The 25,053-nt window shown below is 43.2% G+C and carries 25 protein-coding genes; 12 read left to right on the forward strand and 13 right to left on the reverse strand.

What is annotated here, in order from left to right; genetic code table 11:
- Positions 1–146 precede the first annotated feature (146 nt).
- A complete protein-coding gene (locus YK48G_RS13515; RefSeq protein ID WP_232365289.1) occupies positions 147–344 on the forward strand; it encodes a hypothetical protein in 198 nt (65 codons plus the stop codon).
- Here YK48G_RS13515 and YK48G_RS05140 read toward each other — a convergent pair.
- The 4 genes from YK48G_RS05140 to YK48G_RS05155 form a co-directional block, all read right to left on the reverse strand.
- Complete coding sequence (locus YK48G_RS05140) at positions 271–714, reverse strand: GNAT family N-acetyltransferase (protein WP_203629651.1); 444 nt, start codon at positions 712–714, stop codon at positions 271–273. The genes YK48G_RS13515 and YK48G_RS05140 overlap by 74 nt on opposite strands.
- A gap of 252 nt (positions 715–966) precedes the next feature.
- On the reverse strand, positions 967–2,958 hold the full coding sequence (locus YK48G_RS05145) for a cation:proton antiporter (protein WP_203629652.1): 1,992 nt from the start codon (positions 2,956–2,958) through the stop codon (positions 967–969).
- Between the two features lie 758 nt (positions 2,959–3,716).
- Positions 3,717–4,382 (reverse strand): potassium channel family protein, encoded by a 666-nt coding sequence (locus YK48G_RS05150; protein ID WP_203629653.1) that lies wholly within the window; start codon positions 4,380–4,382, stop codon positions 3,717–3,719.
- 181 nt (positions 4,383–4,563) lie between these two features.
- Positions 4,564–5,901, reverse strand: a complete 1,338-nt coding sequence (locus YK48G_RS05155; protein WP_203629654.1) for a TrkH family potassium uptake protein — start codon at positions 5,899–5,901, stop codon at positions 4,564–4,566.
- Between the two features lie 127 nt (positions 5,902–6,028).
- Here YK48G_RS05155 and codA point away from each other — a divergent pair, with 127 nt between their 5' ends.
- Together codA and YK48G_RS05165 are read left to right on the forward strand one after the other, a co-directional pair.
- A complete protein-coding gene (gene codA, locus YK48G_RS05160) occupies positions 6,029–7,270 on the forward strand; it encodes a cytosine deaminase (RefSeq protein WP_203629655.1) in 1,242 nt (413 codons plus the stop codon).
- A 71-nt stretch (positions 7,271–7,341) separates the two neighbouring features.
- On the forward strand, positions 7,342–7,503 hold the full coding sequence (locus tag YK48G_RS05165; RefSeq protein ID WP_203629656.1) for a hypothetical protein: 162 nt from the start codon (positions 7,342–7,344) through the stop codon (positions 7,501–7,503).
- Between the two features lie 107 nt (positions 7,504–7,610).
- On the opposite strand, the gene YK48G_RS05170 is transcribed toward YK48G_RS05165, so the two are convergent.
- Positions 7,611–8,105, reverse strand: coding sequence for a hypothetical protein (locus YK48G_RS05170; RefSeq protein WP_203629657.1), 495 nt, complete (start codon positions 8,103–8,105; stop codon positions 7,611–7,613).
- Positions 8,106–8,662: 557 nt separating this feature from the next.
- On the opposite strand from YK48G_RS05170, the gene YK48G_RS05175 reads away from it, so the two are divergent.
- Positions 8,663–9,505 (forward strand): ribonuclease H family protein, encoded by an 843-nt coding sequence (locus tag YK48G_RS05175; RefSeq protein ID WP_203629658.1) that lies wholly within the window; start codon positions 8,663–8,665, stop codon positions 9,503–9,505.
- Here the strand turns inward: YK48G_RS05175 and YK48G_RS05180 are convergent.
- The gene (locus tag YK48G_RS05180) at positions 9,496–10,062 is read right to left on the reverse strand and encodes a DUF2179 domain-containing protein (protein ID WP_203629659.1); all 567 of its coding nucleotides are present in this window, start codon (positions 10,060–10,062) and stop codon (positions 9,496–9,498) included. The two genes, YK48G_RS05175 and YK48G_RS05180, sit on opposite strands and share 10 nt — an antisense overlap.
- Positions 10,063–10,243: 181 nt before the next feature.
- Here YK48G_RS05180 and YK48G_RS05185 point away from each other — a divergent pair, with 181 nt between their 5' ends.
- Together YK48G_RS05185 and pgmB are read left to right on the forward strand one after the other, a co-directional pair.
- Positions 10,244–10,684: a VOC family protein gene (locus YK48G_RS05185; RefSeq protein WP_203629660.1), complete on the forward strand. Its 441-nt coding sequence runs from the start codon at positions 10,244–10,246 to the stop codon at positions 10,682–10,684.
- Between the two features lie 85 nt (positions 10,685–10,769).
- A complete protein-coding gene (gene pgmB, locus YK48G_RS05190; RefSeq protein ID WP_203629661.1) occupies positions 10,770–11,444 on the forward strand; it encodes a beta-phosphoglucomutase in 675 nt (224 codons plus the stop codon).
- Here pgmB and YK48G_RS05195 read toward each other — a convergent pair.
- On the reverse strand, positions 11,426–11,797 hold the full coding sequence (locus tag YK48G_RS05195; protein ID WP_203629662.1) for a DUF488 domain-containing protein: 372 nt from the start codon (positions 11,795–11,797) through the stop codon (positions 11,426–11,428). The two genes, pgmB and YK48G_RS05195, sit on opposite strands and share 19 nt — an antisense overlap.
- 345 nt (positions 11,798–12,142) lie before the next feature.
- On the opposite strand from YK48G_RS05195, the gene YK48G_RS05200 reads away from it, so the two are divergent.
- Positions 12,143–12,769, forward strand: a complete 627-nt coding sequence (locus tag YK48G_RS05200) for a DNA-3-methyladenine glycosylase (protein ID WP_203629663.1) — start codon at positions 12,143–12,145, stop codon at positions 12,767–12,769.
- On the opposite strand, the gene YK48G_RS05205 is transcribed toward YK48G_RS05200, so the two are convergent.
- The 3 genes from YK48G_RS05205 to YK48G_RS05215 all read right to left on the reverse strand — a co-directional run bounded on the left by YK48G_RS05205 (position 12,766) and on the right by YK48G_RS05215 (position 14,496).
- The gene (locus YK48G_RS05205) at positions 12,766–13,266 is read right to left on the reverse strand and encodes a phosphatidylglycerophosphatase A family protein (protein ID WP_203629664.1); all 501 of its coding nucleotides are present in this window, start codon (positions 13,264–13,266) and stop codon (positions 12,766–12,768) included. The two genes, YK48G_RS05200 and YK48G_RS05205, sit on opposite strands and share 4 nt — an antisense overlap.
- Before the next feature lie 175 nt (positions 13,267–13,441).
- Entirely contained in the window at positions 13,442–14,239 is a 798-nt protein-coding gene (map, locus tag YK48G_RS05210) for a type I methionyl aminopeptidase (RefSeq protein ID WP_203629665.1), read from the reverse strand.
- Between the two features lie 86 nt (positions 14,240–14,325).
- Positions 14,326–14,496 (reverse strand): hypothetical protein, encoded by a 171-nt coding sequence (locus YK48G_RS05215; RefSeq protein ID WP_203629666.1) that lies wholly within the window; start codon positions 14,494–14,496, stop codon positions 14,326–14,328.
- Between the two features lie 383 nt (positions 14,497–14,879).
- Between YK48G_RS05215 and YK48G_RS05220 the strand changes: the two genes are divergently transcribed.
- The 4 genes from YK48G_RS05220 (at position 14,880) to YK48G_RS05235 (ending at position 16,786) form a co-directional block, all read left to right on the forward strand.
- Positions 14,880–15,017 (forward strand): hypothetical protein, encoded by a 138-nt coding sequence (locus YK48G_RS05220; protein ID WP_203629667.1) that lies wholly within the window; start codon positions 14,880–14,882, stop codon positions 15,015–15,017.
- 83 nt (positions 15,018–15,100) lie between these two features.
- Positions 15,101–15,337: an SdpI family protein gene (locus YK48G_RS05225; protein ID WP_203629668.1), complete on the forward strand. Its 237-nt coding sequence runs from the start codon at positions 15,101–15,103 to the stop codon at positions 15,335–15,337.
- A 421-nt stretch (positions 15,338–15,758) separates the two neighbouring features.
- The gene (locus tag YK48G_RS05230) at positions 15,759–15,920 is read left to right on the forward strand and encodes a hypothetical protein (RefSeq protein WP_203629669.1); all 162 of its coding nucleotides are present in this window, start codon (positions 15,759–15,761) and stop codon (positions 15,918–15,920) included.
- Between the two features lie 263 nt (positions 15,921–16,183).
- Positions 16,184–16,786 (forward strand): TMEM175 family protein, encoded by a 603-nt coding sequence (locus YK48G_RS05235; RefSeq protein WP_203629670.1) that lies wholly within the window; start codon positions 16,184–16,186, stop codon positions 16,784–16,786.
- A gap of 408 nt (positions 16,787–17,194) precedes the next feature.
- On the opposite strand, the gene YK48G_RS05240 is transcribed toward YK48G_RS05235, so the two are convergent.
- Both YK48G_RS05240 and YK48G_RS05245 read right to left on the reverse strand, forming a co-directional pair.
- Positions 17,195–18,487 carry an MFS transporter gene (locus tag YK48G_RS05240; protein ID WP_203629671.1) on the reverse strand — a complete coding sequence of 431 codons (1,293 nt, stop codon included), beginning with the start codon at positions 18,485–18,487 and terminating at the stop codon, positions 17,195–17,197.
- Between the two features lie 75 nt (positions 18,488–18,562).
- Positions 18,563–20,014: an alpha-N-arabinofuranosidase gene (locus YK48G_RS05245; RefSeq protein WP_203629672.1), complete on the reverse strand. Its 1,452-nt coding sequence runs from the start codon at positions 20,012–20,014 to the stop codon at positions 18,563–18,565.
- Between the two features lie 538 nt (positions 20,015–20,552).
- On the opposite strand from YK48G_RS05245, the gene YK48G_RS05250 reads away from it, so the two are divergent.
- On the forward strand, positions 20,553–22,769 hold the full coding sequence (locus YK48G_RS05250; RefSeq protein WP_203629673.1) for an alpha-galactosidase: 2,217 nt from the start codon (positions 20,553–20,555) through the stop codon (positions 22,767–22,769).
- Positions 22,770–22,939: 170 nt separating this feature from the next.
- Here the strand turns inward: YK48G_RS05250 and YK48G_RS05255 are convergent, their stop codons facing one another.
- Entirely contained in the window at positions 22,940–24,910 is a 1,971-nt protein-coding gene (locus tag YK48G_RS05255) for a M13 family metallopeptidase (protein ID WP_232365290.1), read from the reverse strand.
- Between the last annotated feature and the right edge of the window lie 143 nt (positions 24,911–25,053).

Raw genomic sequence — 25,053 nt, forward strand, 5'->3', positions numbered from 1 at the left:
CATCGACTGTATGAAGACTGGACTGAAAAAAGACATGACTGCGATCCCATCACAGGACATGGTCACGATCGAAACGTTATCGTAGCTCATAACTGTCTGGATTCAAAAGGGGATTACCCAGAAAGGCTTTGCGGCTTAAGATCAGCATGTCCCAGCCACAACTTGCTAAGCTTGAACGGCTAGATTCAATACCGTCATTGCACACTTTGCAGCGGTACGCACATCTGATTACCTGCTCTATGTTGAGCTTTGTAATTGTTGTAGTCGTAATCAAAAGCGGGTCATATACAGAAGTGGATATGGATTACCTTGTTCGTCTTGCTCGGTGCGTTTATACACTTTGAATCCCATATGTTCATAAAATCCTTTAGCAAGCGGATTTTGTTCATTAACTGCTAAATCATTTACTGAATATTTTTCAATTCCGTGTTGCAACAAAGCTTTTCCGACACCATTCCCTCTTTCTTCAGCAATAACAAAAAGCATTTCAAGATGTCGATCCGCAATCCCCATGAATCCCACTGGAATTTGATTTTCGTTTTCGGCAATTATTAACCGAGGAATTTCTTTTAACGCCTGGGGGACGTACTCCTTAATGCTTTGGATTTCGGCCGTTGATAAAAAGGCATGGCTTGCCTTTACGGAACTTTCCCACACTGCTAGAAGCTGGTTTATTAATCGTTCATTTCGATCTTTTACTTCAATTATTTTCACTTTTTTGTCTCCGTAATCTTAAGGGTGTGGTAGTTAACCCATCATTCAAGTTTCAAGAAAATAGACAAATCTCCACTCATAATTTTTGCTGGTCTTACCAAATATTGCTTGGTTAGCTCTTTTTGTGAAGAATCGGTTGTCGAGTGGCTTGGTGATTCATCGATTAGAAGCTTAGACACAAGCGTTTCAGTAAAAATGCTAGGCGATCAAGCCTAATGCTTCTCGGAGTTCTAACTGCTTAGCCCCTGCACACTAGCCCCTAAACGCCTCTACATTCTCCAGATAAGTCATTTCATCGGTTGAAATTCGGCGTTGCAACTTTTCTGCCAGGGCCGAATCAATTTTGCCCGATTGTAGTGAATCTTGAATCAATTCGTACTCGGCGTGAAATGCCCGCATAAACATTTGATAGACAATGTCGCCATCGACATCTTCGCCGTGGATTCGTCGATGCCTGGTTCGATAGAATCGTTTGACCATGTTGGCTTCCACACCGCTTTGTCCGTCCTTAGTCTTCAAATAATCCATAACGGCATCAAAGCCGACTTGTTCAATGGGCAAAATATCCTCGTCGTGTTTTTTGAATTGTTCTCGCCAATAGACTTCTTCTAGGGCAACCGGTGCCGTTAAGAAGGCTTCTTGAGCCCGATTGAGATCCTTATACAATGTGCCAATATGGAGGCTGAATCTAATTCTTAGCAGCACGTTTTTCCAGATTTTTTCATCAGCGGAAAAATTATTCAGTTGAATAAATTTGTTGTAGTAAGTCAGTTCGTCTTCGGTAATCTTGCCATCCTCGTGTAATTTCTGGATAGCTTGTTGTTCAACTTGATGGCTTTCACTCATGAGTTGGCGGCGCAAACGCATATTGGGTGTGCTGTCAAGAACTAACTGCTGCTGAAGGGAATCAATGACCACTTGGGCTTCTGCCGGGTGGTCTTTTTCTTTGGCTAAGTCACTAATCCCTGCTTGGATCATTCGACGAACCCATCGGTATCTTGGCTGATTGGTGTCTTGGCTTGGCAAGAGGGCTGGGACAAAGATGGTTGGCATAATCAAACTGGTCAAAATAATGACGGCCGCGATGAAAATGAGTGGGCCTCGAAATTCAAACGGCTGGCCATTGATTGTATTGGGCATCGAAAACGCCAGCGACAAAGTAATGGTTCCATTGGCACCGCTTAACGCCAGAACCAAGCTATCGCGCCATTCAGTTTTAGATCGAACCCGGCGTTTTAATAAGAAACGGGCCCAGAGCAGGCGAATAAATCCTTTAACCAGGTAAACTGAAATCCCAATTAACACTAATTTATAAATGGCAAAGTTGGGATTGGCTGATTGGTGCATTGCTTGGGTGACTTCTGGCAGCGATAATCCCAAAAGTACAAAGACAACCCCAGATAACAAACCAGAAACAATTTCCCAGACGTTGCTGGTGACAACTTGCATCCGAGACGAAGTTAGCCGCAACTTGTCGCGTTCAGACCCTTGAGCAAGACCGGCGGCAACCACGGCTAAGATGCCTGAAAAGAGTAATTTTTTAGCCAGTAAATAAACCAAAAACGGCGTTAGCAATTGAATCAACACCATGATGAGTGGGGTGTCGTCATTGTAGCGAATTAAGAATAAGCGAACGCTGACAATTAAGACACCAAGCAGGCTCCCAAACAACAGGCCACCTAAGAATTCCCATAAGAAGAGGATGACGGCTTGATTGAGGGAAAAGGCGCCGGAAATAAAAGCGGTTAGTGACATATCAAAGATCACAATCCCGGCAGCGTCGTTAAAAAGTGATTCGTGCTGCAGGATGCCGGCTTGCTCTTCAGCAATTGGGTTAGCTTCAAAAATCGAATTAACGGCTGAAGCATCGGTTGGCGTCACGATTGCTAATAACGCGAATGATAGGCTGAGCGGCAGCACGGCGTAAGCAACGTGTAGGCCAGTCCCAATCACTAGGACACTGAAAATAACGAGGCCGACTGCTAATGATAAGATGTTGGTAATTGACCGGCCAATCCAAAATCGTGAGCTGTTTTGAGCTTCATTGAACAGCAAGGGCGCAATAATAGCGAGTGCAAAGGTTGACGGGTCTAAATGAAAGTCATTGTAAACGGGTAGCCCTGCAAGCAATGCGCCAATAATAATCAGGAAAAATGGTAGCGGAATTGCTGACACGTGTCGAGCTAAAATATTAGCAGCTACGACAGCTGCTAATATAATGGTCAACAAGAGTACCTGATCCATGTTGGCTCCTCCTTTCATATAGTGAGCGAAGCAAAGCGGTTAGAAACTGGAGCATAAGGCATCTTGGCCAGAAATCCCGGGCTTGGATTTTTGGCCAAGATGTTTTATGCGGAAGTTTCTGCTTTGCGTAGCTGTCCTAAGTAAAGTGAGCGAAGCAAAGCGGTTAGAAGTCGGAGTGTAAGGCTCCTTGGCGGGAAATTCGCGGGTCTGGAATTTTTCGCAAAGGTGCTTACGCGCAGACTTCTGCTTTGCGTAGCTGTCCTAAAAATAGTGAGCGAAGCCAGACGGTTAGAAACCGTAGTATAAGGCTCCTCGAGCAGAAATCCCCGGGCCTAGGGTTTTTGTTCGAGGTGCTTACGGGTAGCTTTCTGTCTGGCATGACTACTTTAGAATTGTCATTGACCCTAGTTTAGCACGCATTCTATAAAAAAGGCCCCGCCAGCACTTGACGGGGAGTGAGCGGAGCAAAGCGCATAGAAACTGTAGCATAAGGCATCTTGGCCGGAAATCCCGGGCTTGGAATTTTGGTCAAGATGTTTTATGCGGAAGTTTCTGCTTTGTGTAGCTGTCCTAAAAAGTGAGCGGAGCAAAGCGGTTAGGGATCGGAGTGTAAGGCTCCTTTGGGAGAAATTCCCGGGTTTGGAATCTTTCGCCAAGGTGCTTACACGCAGATCCCTGCTTTGCGCAGCTGTCCTAAAAATAGTGAGTGGCACCAGAGGTTTAGAAAGCGGAATTGCCCTAAGGCAACAGCGAACGAATTATTTGGTCGCCAAATCTTCGAATTTCTCCACGTCCTTTTCGGTACCAATAACGGTGATGACGTCACCGCTTTTAATGACGGTGGCTGAATTTGGAATTTCTGCGCCGGGTGTATCGGCGTGGGAGAGGGCAATCACTTGAATCCCATAACGGTTTGTAAAGTTGAGCTCTTGTAAGGACTTGTTAAAGAACTTAGGGTTGGATAATTCGAATTCAACGACAGCCAATTTGCCACGAAGCCGCAGATCGTTTAAGATTCTGGGTTCCATCACGTGTAAAGCAATTCGGTTTCCCATATCGCGCTCGGGTTGGATGACTTCATCGGCACCCAGTCTTTCTAATACTTTAGCGTGACGGGCATTTTCAGCTTTACAAATGAGCTTTTTGACACCCAATTCCTCACAAATCATCGTCGTCATAATGCTAGCTTCCAAATCGGTGCCAATTGCGACGAATACGTTATCGAAGTTGCCGATACCAAGCTGTTTTAACGCCAATTCATTTTGCGTATCAGCGACAATTGCTTCGGTTGCAACGTCGCGAAATTCATTGACGCGGTTTTCATCTTTATCGATGACTAAGACCTCTTGGTTGTGGGCGAGTAAGGTATTTACGATACTGCTGCCGAAGAGGCCGAGGCCAATGACTGCGTAGTTCTTTTTCATGAGAAAGCTCCTTGTTAAATGCTATTTTAATGGATTAAAAGTCAGCTCTTTGATAGTCCTGGCATAACCAGCTGGCGTGTAAGTTCTTTTGGAACATGATTGAAAGGGCAGTGGGGGCAATTTTGAAGGCGGTGAATTACCCAGCTTTGCCTGACTTGGGCTGCCCAGCTCGAAAGCTCGCTTAACCAATCATCACATTTTCCTCTGGATACCTAAACGCGTCTTCTGGTCGCTTTGAGGTGAGCAATGAATACATTACCGTGAAGATCCCGACTCTGCCCATGAACATCAAGGCTGCAAAAATTAATTTACCAATCAAGCTCAAGTGGGCGATTAGGCCCAGCGTAAATCCAGTGGTGCCAAACGCTGACACGACGTCAAAGAGGATGTACTGAATGCCATCGGCTTTGGGAACTGTTTCAGTAAAGGTTAAGATTAAGGTTGCGATCGAGAGGACCACGGCGACTAAGAAGACCAAAGTAAGCGACCGCGATACATTGTCATTACTGAATCGACGCCCCCAAAATGTAGCATCGCGTTTGCCGCGCAGCGTTGCCCAAACTCGGATTAACAAGATTCCCACGGTGGTGGTTTTGATTCCGCCAGCCGTTGATCCCGGCGTGCCGCCAATCAGCATGAGAATCATGGTAAAAAAGGTGCCGCCAAGCGAAATTTGGGTTAGCGGCACCGTGTAAAACCCGGCTGTTCTCGGCGTAACCGCAAAAAAGTAGGAGTTCATCAGGCGGTCAAAAAAGCTCAGGTGAATTTGGCCGCCAAAGTTTCCTTCCGTCAGCATAAAAACAACAAAGCTGATCACAATCAGCCCCAAATAAGTGGTTAGAGCTAATTTGGTATGTAGGCTTAAGTAATGATCTTCCCGGTAAAATAAAATGTCTTTCCAAACTAAAAAGCCCAGGGACCCTGAGATAATTAAGCAGGTAAGGACAAAAAGCAAGTATGGGTCATCTTGAAAGCCCACCAAACTATTATTGTATAGATCAAAACCAGCATTACAAAACGCACTGATTGAGTGGAAAATACTATAGCCTAATCCTTTGACAAACCCATATCTTGGATAAAAGTCGACAAAAATTAACAGGGTTCCCAGCAGCTGAATTGACAAAGAAAGCCGAACTACTAGGGAAACGACACTACGCGTATTGGCAAACGATTGTAAATTTAAAGATTGCTGGGTCAATAATTGGGTGGTTAAGTCGACCTTTCGCCGCATAAAGACGGATAAGAGAACCGCAAAAGTCATAAAGCCCAAGCCGCCGATTTCTACCAGCATTAGGATAACAATCTTTCCAAACACACTCCAGTGCATCGCCGTATTGACAACGGTCATCCCAGTGACGCAGGTTGCCGAAGTCGCAGTGAAAAACGCATTAATGTAACTGGTCATGTGGCCAGTTCGGCTGGCAATCGGGAGTGACAGCAAAATCGTGCCGATTAAAATAATGCTCAAGAACCCTAGCGTTAAAATCTGGGGCAAAGCAAGCCTTAAGCGAGGTGCCAATGGATCAGAACCTTTCGAATTGAAGTATCTGCGTTCATTATCTCACATTCTATCTGAAAAGCCCCAACGAATCGGCTAAAATAAGCTATAATAATGATGAAAATAATGATTGTGAGGAACCCAATTGATGTTAATCAAAAATGTTCATATTCAAAATGACGAAACAACCAAAGATGTTCGAATTGAAGCTGGCAAATTTGCTGAAATTGCGCCAACAATTAAAGCGGCTGACAATGAAAAGGTCATCAACGCCACTGATAAGCTACTGCTGCCACCATTTGTCGATCCCCACGTGCATCTGGATGCCACGCAAACGGCTGGTGATCCAGAGTGGAATCAGACTGGGACTTTATTTGATGGCATACGGATTTGGGGTGAACGCAAGCAAACCCTAACGGTGGCAGATGTTAAGGTACGGGCTAAAAAGGCAATTAAACGCCAAGTGGCAAATGGCATTCAATTTATTAGAAGCCACGTAGACGTGACGGATCCGAATCTGACAGCCCTCAAAGCTTTAATTGAAGTCAGAGAAGAAATCAAGGATCAAGTTGAACTTCAACTAGTGGCTTTCCCCCAAGAAGGGATTCTCTCATTTCCTAACGGCAAGAAATTGATGACGCAAGCTGCTGAGTTAGGGGCCGATGTTATTGGCGGCATTCCCCATTTTGAATTCACCCGTGAATACGCGGTGGCTTCCCTGCAATTCTTAATGAAACTCGCAGAACAAAAGGATAAGTTAGTCGATGTTCATTGCGATGAAATTGACGACCCCCAGTCACGAAGCCTAGAAACTTTAGCCACTTTGGCACTGGAAAGCGGCATGGGCGACAAAGTCACGGCCAGCCACACCACGGCAATGGGGTCTTATAACGACGCGTATACTTATAAATTATTTAGGCTGTTGAAATTATCGCACATTAACTTTATCGCTAATCCGCTGGTTAACACGAACTTGAGCGGCCGCTTTGATACCTATCCCAAGCGGCGGGGAATGACGCGGGTCAAGGAATTGGCCGAAGATGGCATTAACGTGGCGTTTGGTGAAGACGATCTCAAGGATCCGTGGTACCCAATGGGGGATGGTAATATGCTCGACCCGGTTGAAATGGGCATCCACGTTGGTCACCTAATGGGCTACAACGATATTATGAATGCTTATCAATTTGTAACCATTAATGCTGCCAAAGCCATGCATATTTTAGATCACTATGGGATTGAAGTTGGTAAACCGGCTAATTGTATTATTATGAATCAAAATAATTTTTATAATGCGTTAAATGAACGGGCCGAGGTTTTATATTCAATCCACAATGGGCAGATTTTAGTGGCCACTGATCCTAAAAAAGTCCACAATCATTTTAATTCTTAAGTTAAGGGAATATTTGGGCGACTGGAGAATGTAGGCCGCTTAAAATGTGTGTCGCAAGGGAGGCTATTAGCATGCTGGCAATTGGCTTGTCAATTGTTGCCCTAGTCGGCTTGTGGTTTGTGATTGCCAAATTGACGGGGCATCGATTGGGAAAGGGTGCGGTATTGGCCGTCGTTGTTGCATTAGGGTTAATTGGGATTTCTTTAATCACGTTTTTTTCGATGCCGACTTAATCAGCAATCTAGCTGAAAACGTAAAAATGAGGTCTGGTTAGAAAGTGATCATGGATCAAATTCTAACCGGATCTCATTTTGGGTGTAACGGATGTTCCTCAAATGATTTAAAGCTTCTTGGACTTTTTCTTTAATACTGGTGACTTCTTGGGTCCCACCGCTTTTTGGGCAGCAGCTTCTTTTTGAGCGGCAGCGGCTTCCTTGCGTTTTTTTGAGCGTTCCTTCAAAATATCTTTGAGGGTATTGATATCTTCTTCGTGCATAACCTTCCACTGCTTGTAGGAGGTATTGGTATCCGTGTCAGTTGGCTTTAAGCCGGTATCGAGCCAGAATAGTGATTCGGTCAAGCTGGAAAAGTTGTGCATCCAGAGTGTCTGGCCGTTTTCTGAGTCAAAGGCAACGTATGAGCGGGCGTGTCGTTGTAAAAAGGTATGCTTACGAATTTTGAAAGCTTCTCGTTTACGCGTCAGGCGGTAATCGGGTAAAATATACTTACCTTTATTTTTCAATTGTGGAAAACGTTCGTTTATTTGATCGGAACGGTCTTTTAAGAGGGCTTTCGCCTCTGTTACCGTGATCAATGTGGCTTTTGTTTGGGTCATCAATTTTGCCCCCTTTTATATCTATTTTCGCATAGATTTATCTAATTGGAAAGCAGATAGATAGATTATAAACATTTATTAATAAGTAGTGAGCGGAGCCAGGCGTTTAGAAAGCGGAGCGTAAGTCTCCTCAGCCAGAAATCCCCGGGCTTGGGATTTTTGGCTGAGGTGCTTACGTGTAGCTTTCTGCCTGGCGCAGCTGTCCTAAAGTAGTGAGCGGAGCAAAGCGGTTAGAAGCTAGAGCCTAAGTTATCTTGGTCAGAAATCCCGGGTTTGGATTTTTGGCCGAGATGGCTTAGGTGCAAGCTTCTGCTTTGCGCAGCTGTCCTACAATAGTGAGTGGAGCAAAGCGGTTAGAAAGCGGAGCCTAAGGTGACTTGACCGAAAATCCAGGGCTTGGGATTTTTGGGCAAGTGAGCTTAGGTGCAGCTTTCTGCTTTGCGCAGCTGTCCTCTGCCAAGTAATGGTGAACCAGAAATCCCAGGCTTAGATTTTTGGACAGAAGGCAATAAATGTAATTTTCCTAATAAAAAATTTATACACTAGGAGTTCCAATAATGAAATATTACGCAGTCAAAAAAGGCCGCCAAACAGGCATTTTTACCTCTTGGGACGTGACCGAAAAGCAGGTAAAGGGCTACCCAGCAGCTAAGTTTAAAAGCTTCAAAACGCAAGCTGAAGCCAAGCAGTACTTGAATGGCCAATCAAAACCGGCTGCCGAAAAGCGGCCAGTTGCTGCTAAGTCAGGCATAGCTGATGCGGAGATTGTTTTATACACCGACGGCGGCTCCAGAAATCACGGCAATGTAAAAGGCGGCCATGTAAAAGCCAATGATAAGGCAGCTTGGGCGTATTTAATCGTTAACCACGACAAGCGAATTGCCAATTCTGGTGGCGAATGGGGAGCGACAAATAATCGAATGGAAGTTATGGCGTTCTATCAAGCCTTAAATTATCTTAATGCGCAAGGTTTACAAGACGACCCCATCACGGCGGTTTTAGATTCCAAGTACGTTTTAAACGCCGTGACCAAAGGCTGGCTGAAAGGCTGGCAGCGCCGGGGTTGGACTAAAAGTGGCGGCGGCAAACTAGAAAATAAAGAACTTTGGCAACAAGTTGCCGATAAGCTCCGCCATTTTTCTCACATCACTTTTCATTGGACCAAGGGCCACGCCGATAACGAAGGGAATGTTTACGTCGACGAACTGTTGAATCGGACAATGGATCAGATGAAAACAAAAGCACCGCAATCTGATCGGCCAACGGTGATAAACCCGAATGCTGATCGATTAGCGGCGCAGACAGCTTCAAAAGCTCCTCATCATGATACCCAAGAATCCGTTCATGATATCGAACAGAACCTAAAGCAGTTGGGATTGTTTGACGATGATCAAGGTTGATGCCGATTAACATGATGATATCTGCGATCAACTTCCTTGCTCCAAAAGCCACCGGATAGTTGAACCGGTTCTTGAACCATGATAAACGCATCTGGTGAAATTTCTTGGATCTGTTCCATAAGGCGTCGATCAGCTTTTCGAGGCGCTAAAATGCTTAGGACAAGCCGGGCACCAGAACGGCCCTGAGCCCGGCTGACGGTTACCCCATAGCCGAGGTCTCGCAGCCGTTCAGCCAATTCCTCGTTGTGAGCGTGAATGGGATTGGTTGGGTCAATTTGGACGGTTACTTGAAAGTTCACGTAACCCAAAGCAATCTTATCCTCAATGACGATGCCAATATAGATTCCGACCCCAAATCCAATCGCATAAGCGGCGATGTTGAGGGGGCTGTCAATGTGCTGCAGCGCGATTGCCAGCGCCATAACATATATAAACTCTTCAAAGACGGCGACAATCGGGGCTAAAAATTGGTGGCCTTTGACAACGAGCATGGTTCTGAAGGTATTAATTGAAATATATAAGGCGTTTAAGATAAAAATAGTGACCGCAAGTTTCATCGATTTTATTCCTCCCACTGTATTTAGTGAATAGTGTATCACTTTTGGGTAATCCGTTTGTTAATTAAAGTCATATTAAGCTTCATATCAAGGCTGGACCGCTTTGTTAACATTGACAACGGTTGCAATTAACGGTATTCTAGCTTTTGTATAATATCTTAAAATGAGGGTTGCTAACCGAATGAATAATACTAAATTAATTCCATATCTAACCTTTGAAGACACAAGAGAAGCTCTCAAATATTACCAAGACGTATTCGGCGTCACGGACGTCACTCGGGTGTCACCAACTGAAAAACAAGCTGAAGCCATGTCACTTAACGAAGACGTCAATTTGGCTGATTTAACGTTGAAGGCGAGCTTTAAAGTATTGGGGCAAGAGATTAACTGTGCCGATAGTTTCATGGGCAAACCGGTTATTTCAACACTAATCTCGCTAATGTTACAAGTTGATCTTCATGATTCGGATGCTGCTGACAACCTAGAGGCTTTATACAAGCGGGTTGTTGAATCAGAAGAAGTGAAGGTAATCGTGACTTACGAAAAGAAATCTTCTGGCAATAAATACGGCCAAATCGTTGATAAGTACGGGATCACGTGGATCTTCAACGCGATTAAGTAAGTTGAATGTGACCTTGGGCTGAAGCAAAGCAATTGTTTTGTTTTCAGCCTTTTGTTATATTCAATTTAGTAAGGAGATGGGGCGAATGGCTGAATTTGATCAGATCAAAGGGGTCTTGTTTGACCTCAATGGCATTATTACGGATTCTTGGCTGTATCACAGCAAGTCCTGGCAAGAAATTGCCAGCCAACTTGGAATCGGCTGGAGCAAGCGGCTGGAAGAACAAATCAAAGGCCGTGATCGGCTTGATTCGTTAAACGTGATCTTGGCAGCTGGCGGTCAACTTAATCACTATTCAAAAGCAGAGAAACAGCAGTTGGCAGATCAAAAGAACGCCATTTACCAAACAATGCTAGACAAGATGAGCCCTAAAGATATTCTGCCGGGCATTTTGGACTTCTTGGCTGAACTTAAGGCGAATGGTTATCAAATGATTATTGCTTCCGCTTCTGCTAACGCCCCCAAGGAAATCCAGAAACTACAGCTACAGGCCGATTTTCCCTTAATTGTTGACATTAATAAGATTAAACATAATAAGCCGGCGCCAGACGTATTCTTAAAAGCAGCTGAAATGCTGCATCTAGCCCCCGATCAGTGTGTCGGAATCGACGATGGGGTGGTTGGTGTAAAATCGATTAACGCCGCCCAGATGACGTCGATTGGCGTCGGGGATCCAAAGATTTTGTCTGAGGCCGCGATTCACTTCACAACCACTAAAGAGTTGACCTTAGCTAACATCCGTCAAGCTTGGCCTAAATGAGTGTTTAAATACTGTTTTAAAACAACAGCTTGATTATTCTCTCGATCTTTGGCGCCATATAGGAGAATGACGTTATCATTTTTTAATTTATCACCAATTAATTGCACGAAATCCGCCGTTTTAGGGTTGGTGTCCAGTTCGGTGACGTATTTTTCCTTGAATGCCGAAAATTTCGCAGGATCATGGGCAAACCAGGCACGCAGTTCTTTAGACGGCGCAATTTCTTTTTCCCATTCGTCCAGTTTTGCATTGACCTTCGAAATTCCTCGCGGCCACAAACGATCGACTAAAATGCGGTAGCCTGATAGATCTTGGGGTTTATCATAGATTCTTTCTAATTTTAATGATGTCATGTTTTGCCTCCTAAGCATAGAGGTGGGCAGAGCTAAGCGCTTTGCTGAGGACAGCTGCGCAAAGCAGAAACTTCCGCATAAGCACCTCAGCCAAAAATTCCAAGCCCGGGAATTTCTGTCTGAGGAGACTTATGCTCCAGTCTCTAAGCGCCTGGCTCCGCTCACTGTTTGTAGGACAGCTGCGCCAGGCAGAAACTTCCGCATAAGCACCTCTAACGAAAATCCCAAACCCGGGGATTCCCGTTAGAGGAGACATATGCTCCAGTTTCTAAGCGCCTGGCTCCGCTCACTGTCTTAATTATAGAACAAATTACGGGATTGCAATACTGAAAGGGGGATTAAAGCTTGAGTGAGCTTGATCCATTTTACGCCAGCGCCCCTACCACTGAATTGTCAAAGCAATTGTTGGGGATGCTGCTTACATATGAGTCGCCAAAAGGCAAAGTTGGTGGCTGGATTGTTGAAACTGAGGCCTACTTGGGCCAAAAAGATTCCGCGGCCCACGCCTTTAATGGTCGGCGGACAGCTTCTAATGAACCCCTGTACGGACCGCCCGGCACGGTTTATATCTATTCTATTCACGGCAGGTATTTGCTAGATGTTGCGGCTCAGGCCAAAGATACCCCTCAAGGAATCTTAATTCGAGCAATTGAACCGGCGATTGGCGTGGATATTATGTTGGCAAATCGTCATAAGCCGGGGACTAATTTAACCAACGGGCCCGGTAAACTAATGGAGGCTTTTGGCATTGCCGATAAAAAGATGAACTTTGAAATTTTCGGCGATGGTCGATTAAACATTGATAAACAAACCAAAAAAATCCCCACAACGATTGAATCTTCTAATCGCATTGGGGTAGCTAATCAAGGCGACTGGGCAACCAAGCCGCTGAGATATTTTGTTAAGGGCAATCCTTACGTTTCGGGAATTGCCAAACGAGACGTCGACCAAAAGTACTTTGGTTGGCGTTAGTTGTTGCGGTGGGCAATTTTGGCCGAAACCGCGCTTGCGATGGCACCGACAATATCGTCGATAAAGGTATTGGAGGTACCATCTTTTTCTTCATCAAGTTTTTTGACGACGCCGCTCTTGTCGCGGTCAACGTAGCCATAATTGGTGATACCAATTGTGCCATAAATGTTGGCAATGTTTAGGGCAATGCCTTCGTCGACGCCAAAAACACCCGAGTCGTTCATAATGATGCTTTCTAAGGGTTCTTTAAGCAATCCCTGGGTTGCCAATCGGTCGAGCTCAAGGCCAACCATCGCGTTATTTAATACTTCTCGTTTATGAAGGACATCAATGGTGTCTTTTTTGACCTCATCCATTGAAATGTCTGGGATATATTTCTTTTGGAGGTTGTACGCCATTTGAGCAATGTCCTCATACGTGACGCCGCGATCGTTTAAGGCGTTAATAACGAAATTGTACGCGGCCGTGTCCGGGAATCGAAAATTTTTATTATTCACGTTACATCAGTCCTTTTATACCAGTATAGTGCAAACGATGAGACAAGCAACGTAAACGGTTTTTAATTGTCGGAGTCGATTACGCATCGAAGACTGTTGCCGGTTTCACCACTTTAAAAGGCTGGAACAAAACGTCAATGTTTTGCTCACAGCCTTATTTTGGTTATCCATTAAATTAGTTCAAAAGGTACTTCTTGTCAATTTCTGGGTCTTGCGAAGTTAGAATCTTAGGACCATCTTTGGTAATTGCCAAAGTATGTTCGTATTGCGCTGATGGGGTGCCATCGGCTGAAACATAGTAGGTCCAATCATCTTTTTTGTCATACCGATCCTTAATGCCCCAAGTACCTGTATTGACCATTGGTTCAATGGTAATAGTCATGCCTTCTTTTAGACGAAGGCCTTGACCGGGAACCCCGTAAGCGGGTACGTTTGGTGCTTCATGGATGGATGGCTGAATGCCGTGGCCAATCAATTCACGAACGTCACCCATGTGGTTTTCGTCTTCCACGTAAGTTTGAATAGCCGCGCCAATGTCACCAAGCCGATTGCCGATAACAGCTTGATCGATCCCCAAGTAAAGCCCTTTGCGAGTCACATCCATTAATTGCTTGATTTCATCTGAAACGTCGCCAACAGCATATGTCCAGCAAGAATCGCTTTCAAAGCCATCCTTGTTCACACACATATCGACCTTGACAACATCCCCATTTTTTAGCTTTAGCCCTTTACGAGGAATGCCATGGGCCACTTCGTCGTTGATTGAAATACATGTCGCAAACTTGTAGCCGTCAAAGCCCATTTCTGAAGGGTAGGCGTTATGTTCCTTGATGTATCGCCGGGCGAACAGCTCAATGTCCCAAGTATCCAAGCCAGGCTTGATCATCTTGCGAAGTTCCTTATGAACGCCGGCAAGAACCGCCCCCGATTCAGCCATTTTTTCAATTTCACGTGGTGATTTTAATGTAATCAATGAATTTACTTCCTTTTGTTTTGATTGAGTTTAGCTTCGAGACCTATCTACCATTAAAACATAAAAAATGGCCAAGCGGCCACTTTTTAACTCATCTCGTCGATGATGCCCTTCTGGAGAGCTTCTTGGATTAATTTGACTTCCGCGATTTTGGAATCAACCAGATATTGAGTAGCTTCATCCTTGTCATTTTTAGCGGACTTCATTTGATCATTAAGAAATTGCAACTGGTTATGAAGATATTCAGTTAGCTTCATGGTATCACCTCGCAGGATTGGATCTCTTTACTTATATTATATATCATTAATGATTGGTTTTCATGAAATATATATGGACGACTATTAGTTTACTCATCATTGCTAAAATTAGCAATTGATTTGTTTTTAGATTGGAATTGTTCTAATGTAGTTTGCTTTAATTCAACATCTTCTGATATATATTGCCATTGATGACAGATAAAGCATTAGCGTAAGCAAAATTATTTGATTAGTATTACAAATGAATTATAATAACTTTGAATTGGAGGTGAGATCATGAGTAAATTAAGAGCATATTATGATAATTCTTGTCCACTTTGTATAACTGTAAAGCAAAAAAGGGGAAAGACTTTTACGCAACAATTAATAGGGTAGTAGATATAATGGATGTCGTTGCCGCAGGAGTAGTATTGGTTGATGTCTTGGCAGCGGTTTCAGTATTAGTAGGAGTTGGAGCACTTTCACCTAACTCGCTTGGAACACAAATGACGATTCGTGATTTAGTTAATAGTGTTCAATGATTTGGTATGAAGAAGGTTCTTTTGTTATGAATTCAATTTAGGTTATTGTTTTGATCATACGAATTATAATGTGGGGAATTTATATGATTGATCCAATTCACAAGATCTCTCAGTGGTTCGGTTATCGAAGTGAAGGAGCTCGAACATCACTAGCTAATTGGGAACATGCCCAAAGAATGTTTTATGGTGCGTCATTCCCCTTCTTTGCGATCATGGCATTGATTAATTACTTTGTTCCACTATCAGGTCCAGTGGCAGCATTTGTTATTTTTGGAGGAGTAATGGCCATCGTTGTCTATATTGAAATGCATTTAGAATAGGTAGAAAGTAGCATCCAGTGTACAATTAAAAATGTTCAGTGGCCCGATGCAAAGTGAGGTATATTGTCATGAATATAATTCTGATTACAGTGTTAATCGTACTGATTATAGGATGCGGAATTTATGCAGTTGATTCAACTCATAAAGTTTCTCGTTGGATTGGTTACCGAAGTGAAGGAACACGATCTTCGTTAGCTAACTGGGAGCATGCACAACGAATGTTTTATGGCATTTCAATTCCCTTCTTTGCAGTATTGACGATGATTAATTATTTTATAGCATTATCAAATCTAGTGATTGGCATTATCCTCGTTGTGTGGGCGGTTGCGATTATGATTATCATCGAGACTCATTTAAATTGAACTATGGTATTTTTAATTAAAGAAGTTAAATAATATTATGTCAAAGAGGATTATAAAAGATGGTTGATAACATTTGGTTACGGTGGTTCTTCGTCTGTTTTTATTTGGTGATGGGGATCTTACTGTACATAGGTATGAGCATGGTGGTCATGTATTTGATGGTCATCGGAATGTTTTTGGAGGCGTTGATTAGCCTGATTGATTATTACGTTAAAAAATAGGAAACATTGCGGTAGTTTGGGATTGTCTTATAAGTGGCTGTCTAAGAAGTTGGTGGCGTTGAAGCGGGGTGAATGGTTGACTGAAACTTGAAAGCTAATAACTCCTGCGACTCCTCACACCCTTAAGCTTTAACTGTTAATCAGTGAGTACCAGCAGCTGACATGTGCCGACGATGAAGCTCGCAAAATTAATTGCTAATTTCCAATATTTTTTCGCAACGAGGTTTATAGTGAACCTATTAATTCATTTTGGGGGAGTTAGCATGGATAAATCACGGGTTGAAGCCTTTACGGATGCCGTTTTGGCAATTATTCTGACAATTATGATTTTGGAGTTTAAGACCCCGGTGTCATTTTCGATTTGGGCGATTGACAACCAGTTGCCCTATTTGATTTCTTATGCAATTGGTTATTTATTTATTGGCACGGCTTGGTACAATCACCATTATATGTTTGCCAAGACTCACCGAATTACGAAAGCCGTTTACTGGGCCAATAACTTTTGGATGTTTACAACGTCGTTTCTTCCGGTTGCTACGTCGTGGGTTGGGCGAGGGTTCAATGAGCAAGGACCAGAAATCTTTTATGGTATCGTGTATTTTCTATGGTCTTTGGCGTACCTGCTGTTGTCGAAGACGTTGATTCTGGCTAACATTTCTGATCGTCATGAAAAAGCAGCAAATAGTATTCGCCAGATGCGAATTTATCGATTTATGTCTAATTGGAAATTAGTGTTGATCCAAGTTATTTTGGTTGTTCTTGGGCTAATCTATGTGCCGGCGACACAGATGCTGATCGTCACCCTTGAAATTGTGTTCGTTGGTGCCCGGTTCAATAAAGATAGTGATCGGCTGTTTAATTCATAGCAATGTCAATGGGCTGTCAAGTTTGCTGATAACAATCAAACTAGCAGCGGTAAAACGGGCTGAATGGGTGATCTAAAAATAGTGGACTAATCAGCTTACTTGGCAAGAAGTGCTGGTTGGTCCACTATTTTGCTTAGGCAACGTTTGGAACCCAAGTGTAGACAAATAAACAAATTATTTAAAATCCGAAGTTCAAATAATTGTTGTGCCATTTTTTCTGAAATTAATCAAGTGTTGGCCATCAATGTCGAAGTTGCTGATGGGGTTTATAAGCGCTGCTTGAAGCAAAGCACTATTGAGTCGATTCGATGCCAGTTGGTAAGGCATATCTAATTTAGAGTTGGCCGAATTCTAAATACACAAAAAGGATGAACGGAAGTTGTGAGTTCATCCTTTTATCTACAATAATTATTTTACAGATTTAATTCTAAAGATTAAGATCGCTCCAATTAATTCAATGACAAATGAAGCAGGGAAGATCGCTTTATAACCGCCAAGATAAGTTACAATCAGTGAAGCTACGACGGTACCAGAAATCTGAGATATCGTGTTTGCTAAATTGATGAAGCCCATATCTTTACCTGATGTTTCTTTATTTGGCAAGACGGCTAAGTTCAAAGCACCATCAACGGCGTTATAGACCCCATTTCCAATTGCAGCCAAAACAGCGTAAGTTAAAATCGTCCACGGTTTATTATCAAAGAATGGGAAGAATTGAGCAATTCCAATCAGTAAAGTTGACAGGGCAACTGGTGCTTTTAATCGCCCAAGCTTATCAGCAACAGGCCCTGAGATTGCAGTGAAGATAACACCAAATACTAAGTTAATCATTGAGATCTCTGATAAAGTTTTACCGGCACTTTGCTGACCTAAATGCATATAGTCAGTTAAAATATACAGCATGTACGCGGTAGCAATTGTGCCGCCCATAACCATCATTAGTTTACCAGCAACAGCATACCAGTAATCTCGGGCACCTTTAGTTGGTAATGAGAAATGCAGCCAAAGAGCGCCCCAAGAGAATTTTTCCCTTGGTTCATCTAAATTACTACCTTCATGTGCAAATAGAACATGGAGAATTCCCATTCCAAACCCGATAGCAGCCATGACGTACATTCCAAGCTTAGGATTGCCCAAGAATTGAGCTGCAATCATTGTAATCACTTGAATAGCGGTGTACCCAATTCCATATAATGTTGAAATTGTTCCCCGCCACTTTGGCGCAATTCGGTCAGCTTCTTGGGCGACCATCGCCGCTGCGACGGCATTTTCTGCTGCGGCAACAAATCCCCAGATTACAACTATTATCCAAAGATCATGTAAGTTGGCAACCAAGCAAATTAAGCCTGATTCAACGATCGTTCCGCCTAAAATCCAAGGCTTTCGTTTTCCCCAACGGGTTCGGGTAATATCTGATAGACCGCCGAAAATAATGTTTGCAATGGCAGCAACAATTGACGATACTGATGCCATAATTGCAATAGCGGCAACTTTACCACTCGGATCAATTTGACTAAAATATTGCGGTAATAATGTGTTTCGAACGTTACCTGCCGGAGCTAGCCAAACAAACGGGCCGATTAACATAGCTAGACCAAAGAGCTTTGGGAACTTTGGCTGTTCGGCGTTGGTAACCTTTGCGTTCGTTGGTTCCGGTTCAGCTGGTGTTTGTTCGACATCTGATCCATTTTTCTTTGACATCTTTAATCCTCCCTGTGAAAATAGTTTTATTTGCTAAAACGCTTTCATTTTCAATAAAGAAATAGGTTGATAGCCCTATTTCAATGTAATCGATACCACGCTTTTTGATGGCAAGGCCAGTTGAAGTTCACCGTGATCGAATTTGGCGCCAGTAAATGTCGCTTCAGAAACCGCGTTTGGATTTTCAAACGTATTATGGGCATCTAATTTGTCAGCAGTAAGAATCTGAGCCGAGTCAATCGTTTTCAAGGTTTTCAAACCATTAAAAGTAATTACCTGATTTTCATGAGCATCATAATTGCAAATTGAAATTGTCACCGTTCCATTCTTACGAGAAGCGGTGTAAGTGACGTTATCTGGAACTTGGCCGATGCCTTCAAGTAATTCAGCATCCATGTGTTTTTGATACATATCAAAGACATAATAGGTAGGGGTCTTCAGCATTTGATCCCCCTTGGTTAAAATCATTGCCTGAAGAACGTTTACCATCTGAGCAATATTAGCCATATATACTCGATCCGCATGTTTGTGGAAAATATTCAAATTAATTGCAGCTACCATTGCATCACGAATCGTGTTTTGCTGATGAAGGAACCCTGGATTAGTTCCCTTTTCAACGTTATACCAAGTGCCCCATTCATCAACAATCAAGTTAACTTTTTTCTCAGGATCGTAATGGTCCATAATCGTTGAATGCTTGGTGATTAATTCATCCATATGTTTAGCCCTGGTCATGGTTGATGACCATTGAGATTCGGGGAAGTTAGTTGCATCGCCCTTATTTTGGCCCCAAGTTCCCGTTGGTAACGTATAGTAATGTAAACTGATACCGTCTAAATATTGGCCAGCGGCATTCATCACTGTATCTGTCCAGTGATAATCATCTTCGTTAGGTCCGCAGGCGACTTTATAGATGGGATGTTCCTTATCGTACTGTGGCAAAAATGTTTGATACTGACGGTAAACATCGGCATAATATTCGGGGCGCATGTTGCCGCCGCCACCCCAAGATTCATTACCAATACCGAAGAATTTAACCGGCCATGGTGTTTTTTGACCATTTTGCCGGCGCAAGTTAGCCATTGGCGATTCGCCTGGCATTGTCATGTATTCAACCCATTCGGCCATTTCTTGAACTGTACCGCTACCAATGTTTGCATTAATATAAGCATCAGCACCAAGCTGTCTTAACAATTCAAAGTATTCGTGGGTTCCAAAATGGTTATTTTCGGTTACGTCACCCCAGTTTGTATTAACGATCTTTTTCCGGCCATCTTTGGGACCAATACCATCACGCCAATGATAAGTATCGGCAAACAAACCACCTGGCCACCGTAACACTGGAACATGAATTTTCTTTAACGCGTTGACAACGTCGCTGCGCATGCCATTAACATTTGGAATGTCAGAGTGATCGCCAACGTACAAGCTACCGTAGATACCATTTCCTAGATGTTCAGAAAACTGACCGTAGATGTACTTGCTAATTTGAGGACCAGTTTTCTGTAGGATGATCTCAACTGTCATCTTTCTCATCCTTTCATTTTTTGAGATATTGGTCATTAACGTTATTGTTAACAACAACATAAAATAATTGTTAATTTCTACCGGTAAAAGTTTTAACATTTCTAATATAGCGCTTACAAATTCCGAAGTAAATATTTTTTTACTAAAAAATGAAAAAAGTTATCTAATTAATATAAATGTTAAGATAGCTGGCTGCTACTTGCTGTTTAAAAATGGAAGATTAACATCATCGTTAATTTGAATTGAAAGCTGTTACGAATATTTATAGTGTGGGATAGCCAAGTTTGAATAACAATGATTAACATCATTATCGGGGAAAGAGGCGCCCCGCTCACATGTCATCCATCGCAGTAACCCAATGATCATTATGGTGATACACCTTGATGAATTAAAAGCTGTTAATATCATTCAAAACGTGAAAAAGAAAACGGTTGATTGGGATCCTCGAGCAAGTTGAATGTTTACTAAAATAATTTGACTTTACCTTGGAAACCGGTTACATTTGGTTTGCTAATAAAAATGTAAGGAGACACAGAAAATGACAATTCATGTTAGCGAGCAACGGATTTTTCATCTTCAAACTGACCATACCAGCTATATTTTTACAATTTTACCAACTGGTGAGCTTGGTCAACTATACTATGGCAATCGAATTCCAGTTAAAGCGGATTATCCTAACTTAGCAACTCGGGAGTGGCATAACGACACGCCATCATTTTCTGAAGATCTAAATGATGTCCAACCTGAATTATTGAAGCAAGAGTATGCCAGCTTTGGTAAGGGGGATTTTCGGGATCCAGCTTATCAGGTGACAATGGCAAATGGCAGTTCAATTTCAGGCTTCCAGTTTGATCATTACGAAATTCACCAAGGAAAAAACCGACTGCCTGAATTGCCATCAACTTTTGATGATTCAGGCGATGAGGCGACGACCATTGAAGTGATGATGAAAGACGATTTGGCTGGGTTAACCCTGGTTTTAAGCTACGCAGTTTTCGATCATCAAGACGTCATTATTCGAAGCGCCAAGTTTATCAATGACGGCCAGGCGAAAGTAGTCTTAAACCGAGCATTAAGCGGCCAGCTAGATTTGCCGGATGATCATTATCAGATGATTCAGTTTTCCGGCACATGGGCTCGGGAACGTCATCTTTATCGAGAGTCTCTTCATCCAGGGGTTCAAAGCATTAGCAGCAAGCGCACCGCTTCCAGTCATCAGGCCAATCCTTTTTTGATGCTGGCAAGACCGGATACCAATGAGGATGCCGGAGAGGTGTTTGGGTTTAATTTGATTTATTCTGGCAACTTCCTTGACCAAGTAGAAGTTGACCAATTTGACACTACCCGGATTTTAACGGGTATCAACCCAGCCGGCTTTGGCTGGAATTTACAGCCCGGCGAAAGCTTTCAAACGCCAGAAGCTGTCATAAGTTACAGTAATCAGGGCTTTAATCAGTTGAGCCAACAACTAGGGAAATTTTATTTAAAGCACTTAGTTAACCCTAAATTTGCTAAGCAGCCGCGCCCGACGCTGATTAATAATTGGGAAGCCACGACGTTTGACATCACAGACAAAAAATTAGTTAATTTTGCTAAAGCGGCCAAGAAGCTCGGGTTGGAAATGTTGGTTGTTGATGACGGTTGGTTTGGCCATCGGGACAGTGATCGCAGTTCGCTGGGCGACTGGTTTGTCAATCAGAAAAAATTTCCGGGAGGATTCAAGGAACTGGTTGACAAGGTGCATTCACTTGGGCTGAAATTTGGCTTATGGTTTGAACCAGAGATGATTTCAAAAGACAGCCGCTTGTATGCGGATCACCCAGACTGGATGATAAAAACGCCTGGGCGGCGAAGTACGCCTCAACGGCATCAATTTGTGTTGGATATGACCCGCCAAGAGGTTGTGGATTATTTGTATTCGGTTATGAGCCAGATGATTCAAGCCAATCATCTTGACTATATTAAGTGGGACATGAATCGGAATATTACCGAAATGTTTGGGGCTAAACTGGCCGCGGATCAGCAATTAGAATTTTCTCACCGTTACATTTTAGGCGTCTACCAGCTATACCAGCGCTTGATTAGTCAATTTCCGAACGTTTTATTTGAATCCTGTGCTTCAGGCGGCGGCCGCTTTGATCTCGGCATGATGTATTATGCCCCTCAGGCTTGGACAAGTGATAATACGGATGCTATTGAGCGGCTATTCATTCAATACAGTACGTCATTTGGCTATCCTCAATCGATGATGGGGGCCCATGTTTCAGACGTTCCTAACGACCAAAACCGGCGGATAACGTCGTTTGATACCAGAGCAGGCGTTGCCTTTTTCGGCGACTTTGGGTATGAATTGGATATCACAAAGTTATCCACCGACCAGCAAGCGCTGATTAAACAACAAGTGGCATTTTATAAAGCTCATCGACAATTGTTCCAATTTGGTACCTTTTATCGGATCGATAGTCCTTACCAAAAGCCAGGGAATATTGTAAGCTGGGAAGTTGTGGATAAACAAAAGAAACATGCAATTGCGGCTCGCTACCAACTGCTTAATGTGGCCAATCCTCCGTACGCTCATATTAAGTTCAAAGGGCTTGATCCTCAAAAACGGTATACGGTTAATGGTAGTTCGGAACAATTTTTTGGCGAGGAATTAATGCAGGCTGGATACTTTGTCCCGCAAGTTCAAAAGCGGGTTCCAAGAGGCCAATCGGCTGACTTTAATACCCAACTGTTTTTAATTGATGAAGTGTGAACCAATTATGTGAACCGATTAATTGATAGAAATCACAAAAACGACCTCCAGCTTAATGCTAACTGGGGGTCATTTTTTGGGTGATTAAGTAGTGGCTTGATGGTACTAAAATATTTCGAACAACTCAAATGCGTTGTTCTCATACAGTGGGCCTGAATTTGTGGTGAACATCACCAAATTTTTACCCGGTCTGCTGGTTTTAGATACATGCCATCACCAGGTTTAACTTCAAAGGTTGAATAAAAATCGTCTAAGTTCTTTACCTGCACATTAGCTCGCAATTCTGCCGGGGCATGAACATCAATGTTGAGCAGCAGTTGTTTATACTGACTAGTAGCCTTCATCCGCCAAATTTTGGCCCAGTTGATGAAGAAGTCGTATAAGTTGTAGTCGCCCTCGCTTTTGGCGGCTTCATTGGCACAGCTTAGCCCGCCGGCATCGGCAATATTTTCAGAAACGGTTAATTTACCGTTGACCTTACCGCCGGCAAATGGGATGCCATCAAACTCTTTGACCATTTTGTCAGCCAGCTTGGAAAAGTATTCATGGTCTTCTTTGGTCCACCAATTGTTTAGATTTCCGTATTCATCAAACAAAGAACCGTTGTTGTCAAAAGCGTGGGAGATTTCATGAGCAATGACCGCGCCAATGCCACCATAATTTTGGCTGGAAGTCTGTTTTAAGCTGTAGAATGGTGCTTGCAGAATTGCGGCTGGGAATACGATGATGTTTTTGAAGGGTTCGTAATAAGCGTTAACCGTGGCCGCGCTCATTTCCCAACGCGTCCGATCAACCGGCTTGCCCAGTTTGGCAAAGTTGTCAGCTAAGGCGATTTGACCAATTTTGGTCATGTTGTCAAAGAGGGTACCGCCTTCGTTTTCGGGATTAATCTTGAATTTATATTCAAGTTCATCGATGTGATCCGGATAGCCAACTTGTAATTCAAGCTTTTGCAACTTAAGGATGGCTTTTTGCCTGGTGGCTTTGCCCAGCCAAGTGTTAGCCCGTAATCGATCTTCATAAACACCAATCATGTTCTTGACCATGTGCTCAACATCAGCCTTTGCCTTTGGACCAAAATACTTCTTGGCGTAATAGTCACCGATTGTTTGACCAAAAGTGCCGGATGCCAGGTAAAAGGCTGACTTTTTCTGCGGGGTTGCTTCCTTTCGACCAGATAGGGCACGGCTAAAGGTCGAACCGGTCTGGCGGAATTCTTCTGATAAGTAGCCAGCCGCCGACGTAATCAAGTTGACCAGCAGATAATTCTTCATGTCATTAAACGTCTCGTCATTGGCGATTGAATCTAGTGCTTCATAGTACTTAGGTTCAGTGACGATGACTTGTTTAGGTGCCTGGCCAAATAACCCATCAGCCAGCCCAGTGAGGTCAAAGTGAGAACTTGATTTGGCAAAGTCACTAAAGGCCATTGGGTTGTACATCTTGGAGTAATCGGCAGCTTCTTCGGCAGATTTCACATGAGGGGCGATCGCCGCATCAAATTTCTTGGCAGATTCAACGATTTCATCGGCTTCATTGCTGCTGTAGTCGGCTAAGACCAGTAATTGGCTGACCATCTTGGTAAAGATTGGCATTAATTGCTGGTAGGCCGGGTTGTTATTTTCGTAGTAAGTTCGATCAGGAAGGAAGAGACCGGGGGCACTGGCAAATAACGCGTTAACCTTGGTGTTCTTCATATCAGGTTCGACACCAAAGCCGATTGGCAGTGGGTAGCCGGATTTAACAAGGTTCACTAACTTTGAGTTGAGGTCATTGAAGTCCGATAAATTTTCAATGGTTTCTAGATAAGGCTTGACGGGGTTAGCACCATCCGCGTCCCGCTTTTTGAAGTTGCGGGCGAGTTCATAAAGCCTTAAGAATTCAGCGAAAGGCCCCTCGTAGGTCTTTTTAGATGCGATGATGTCATCAAGATCGCTCATCAATTGCTTATCGATGTTGTCATTGAGGTCCATGAAGCCACCGGTTGACGAATGGTCAGCGGGAATTTTGGCGGTCTTTTCCCAGCGGCCGTTGACGGCTTGATATAAGTCGTCCTTTAGTAATGCAGTGTCGATTGAATCATTGGTCGGCTGGTTACCGCCGCCGGTTGCTTGGTTGGCGCGAGTAAATGAATTATCCAAGTGAATTCCTCCCTTATTGTTAAATGATTCTATGTAACCTAGTATACTCAATATCATAAACAAGTGGAGTTATAAACGCCATTCTTCAAGAATTTGTGGTAAATTGAAGGTGTTTTGAGGATACCGCCAGGAGAAATTGGGTT

The organism is Lentilactobacillus fungorum (genome assembly GCF_016860605.1).
Lineage (GTDB): Bacteria > Bacillota > Bacilli > Lactobacillales > Lactobacillaceae > Lentilactobacillus > Lentilactobacillus fungorum.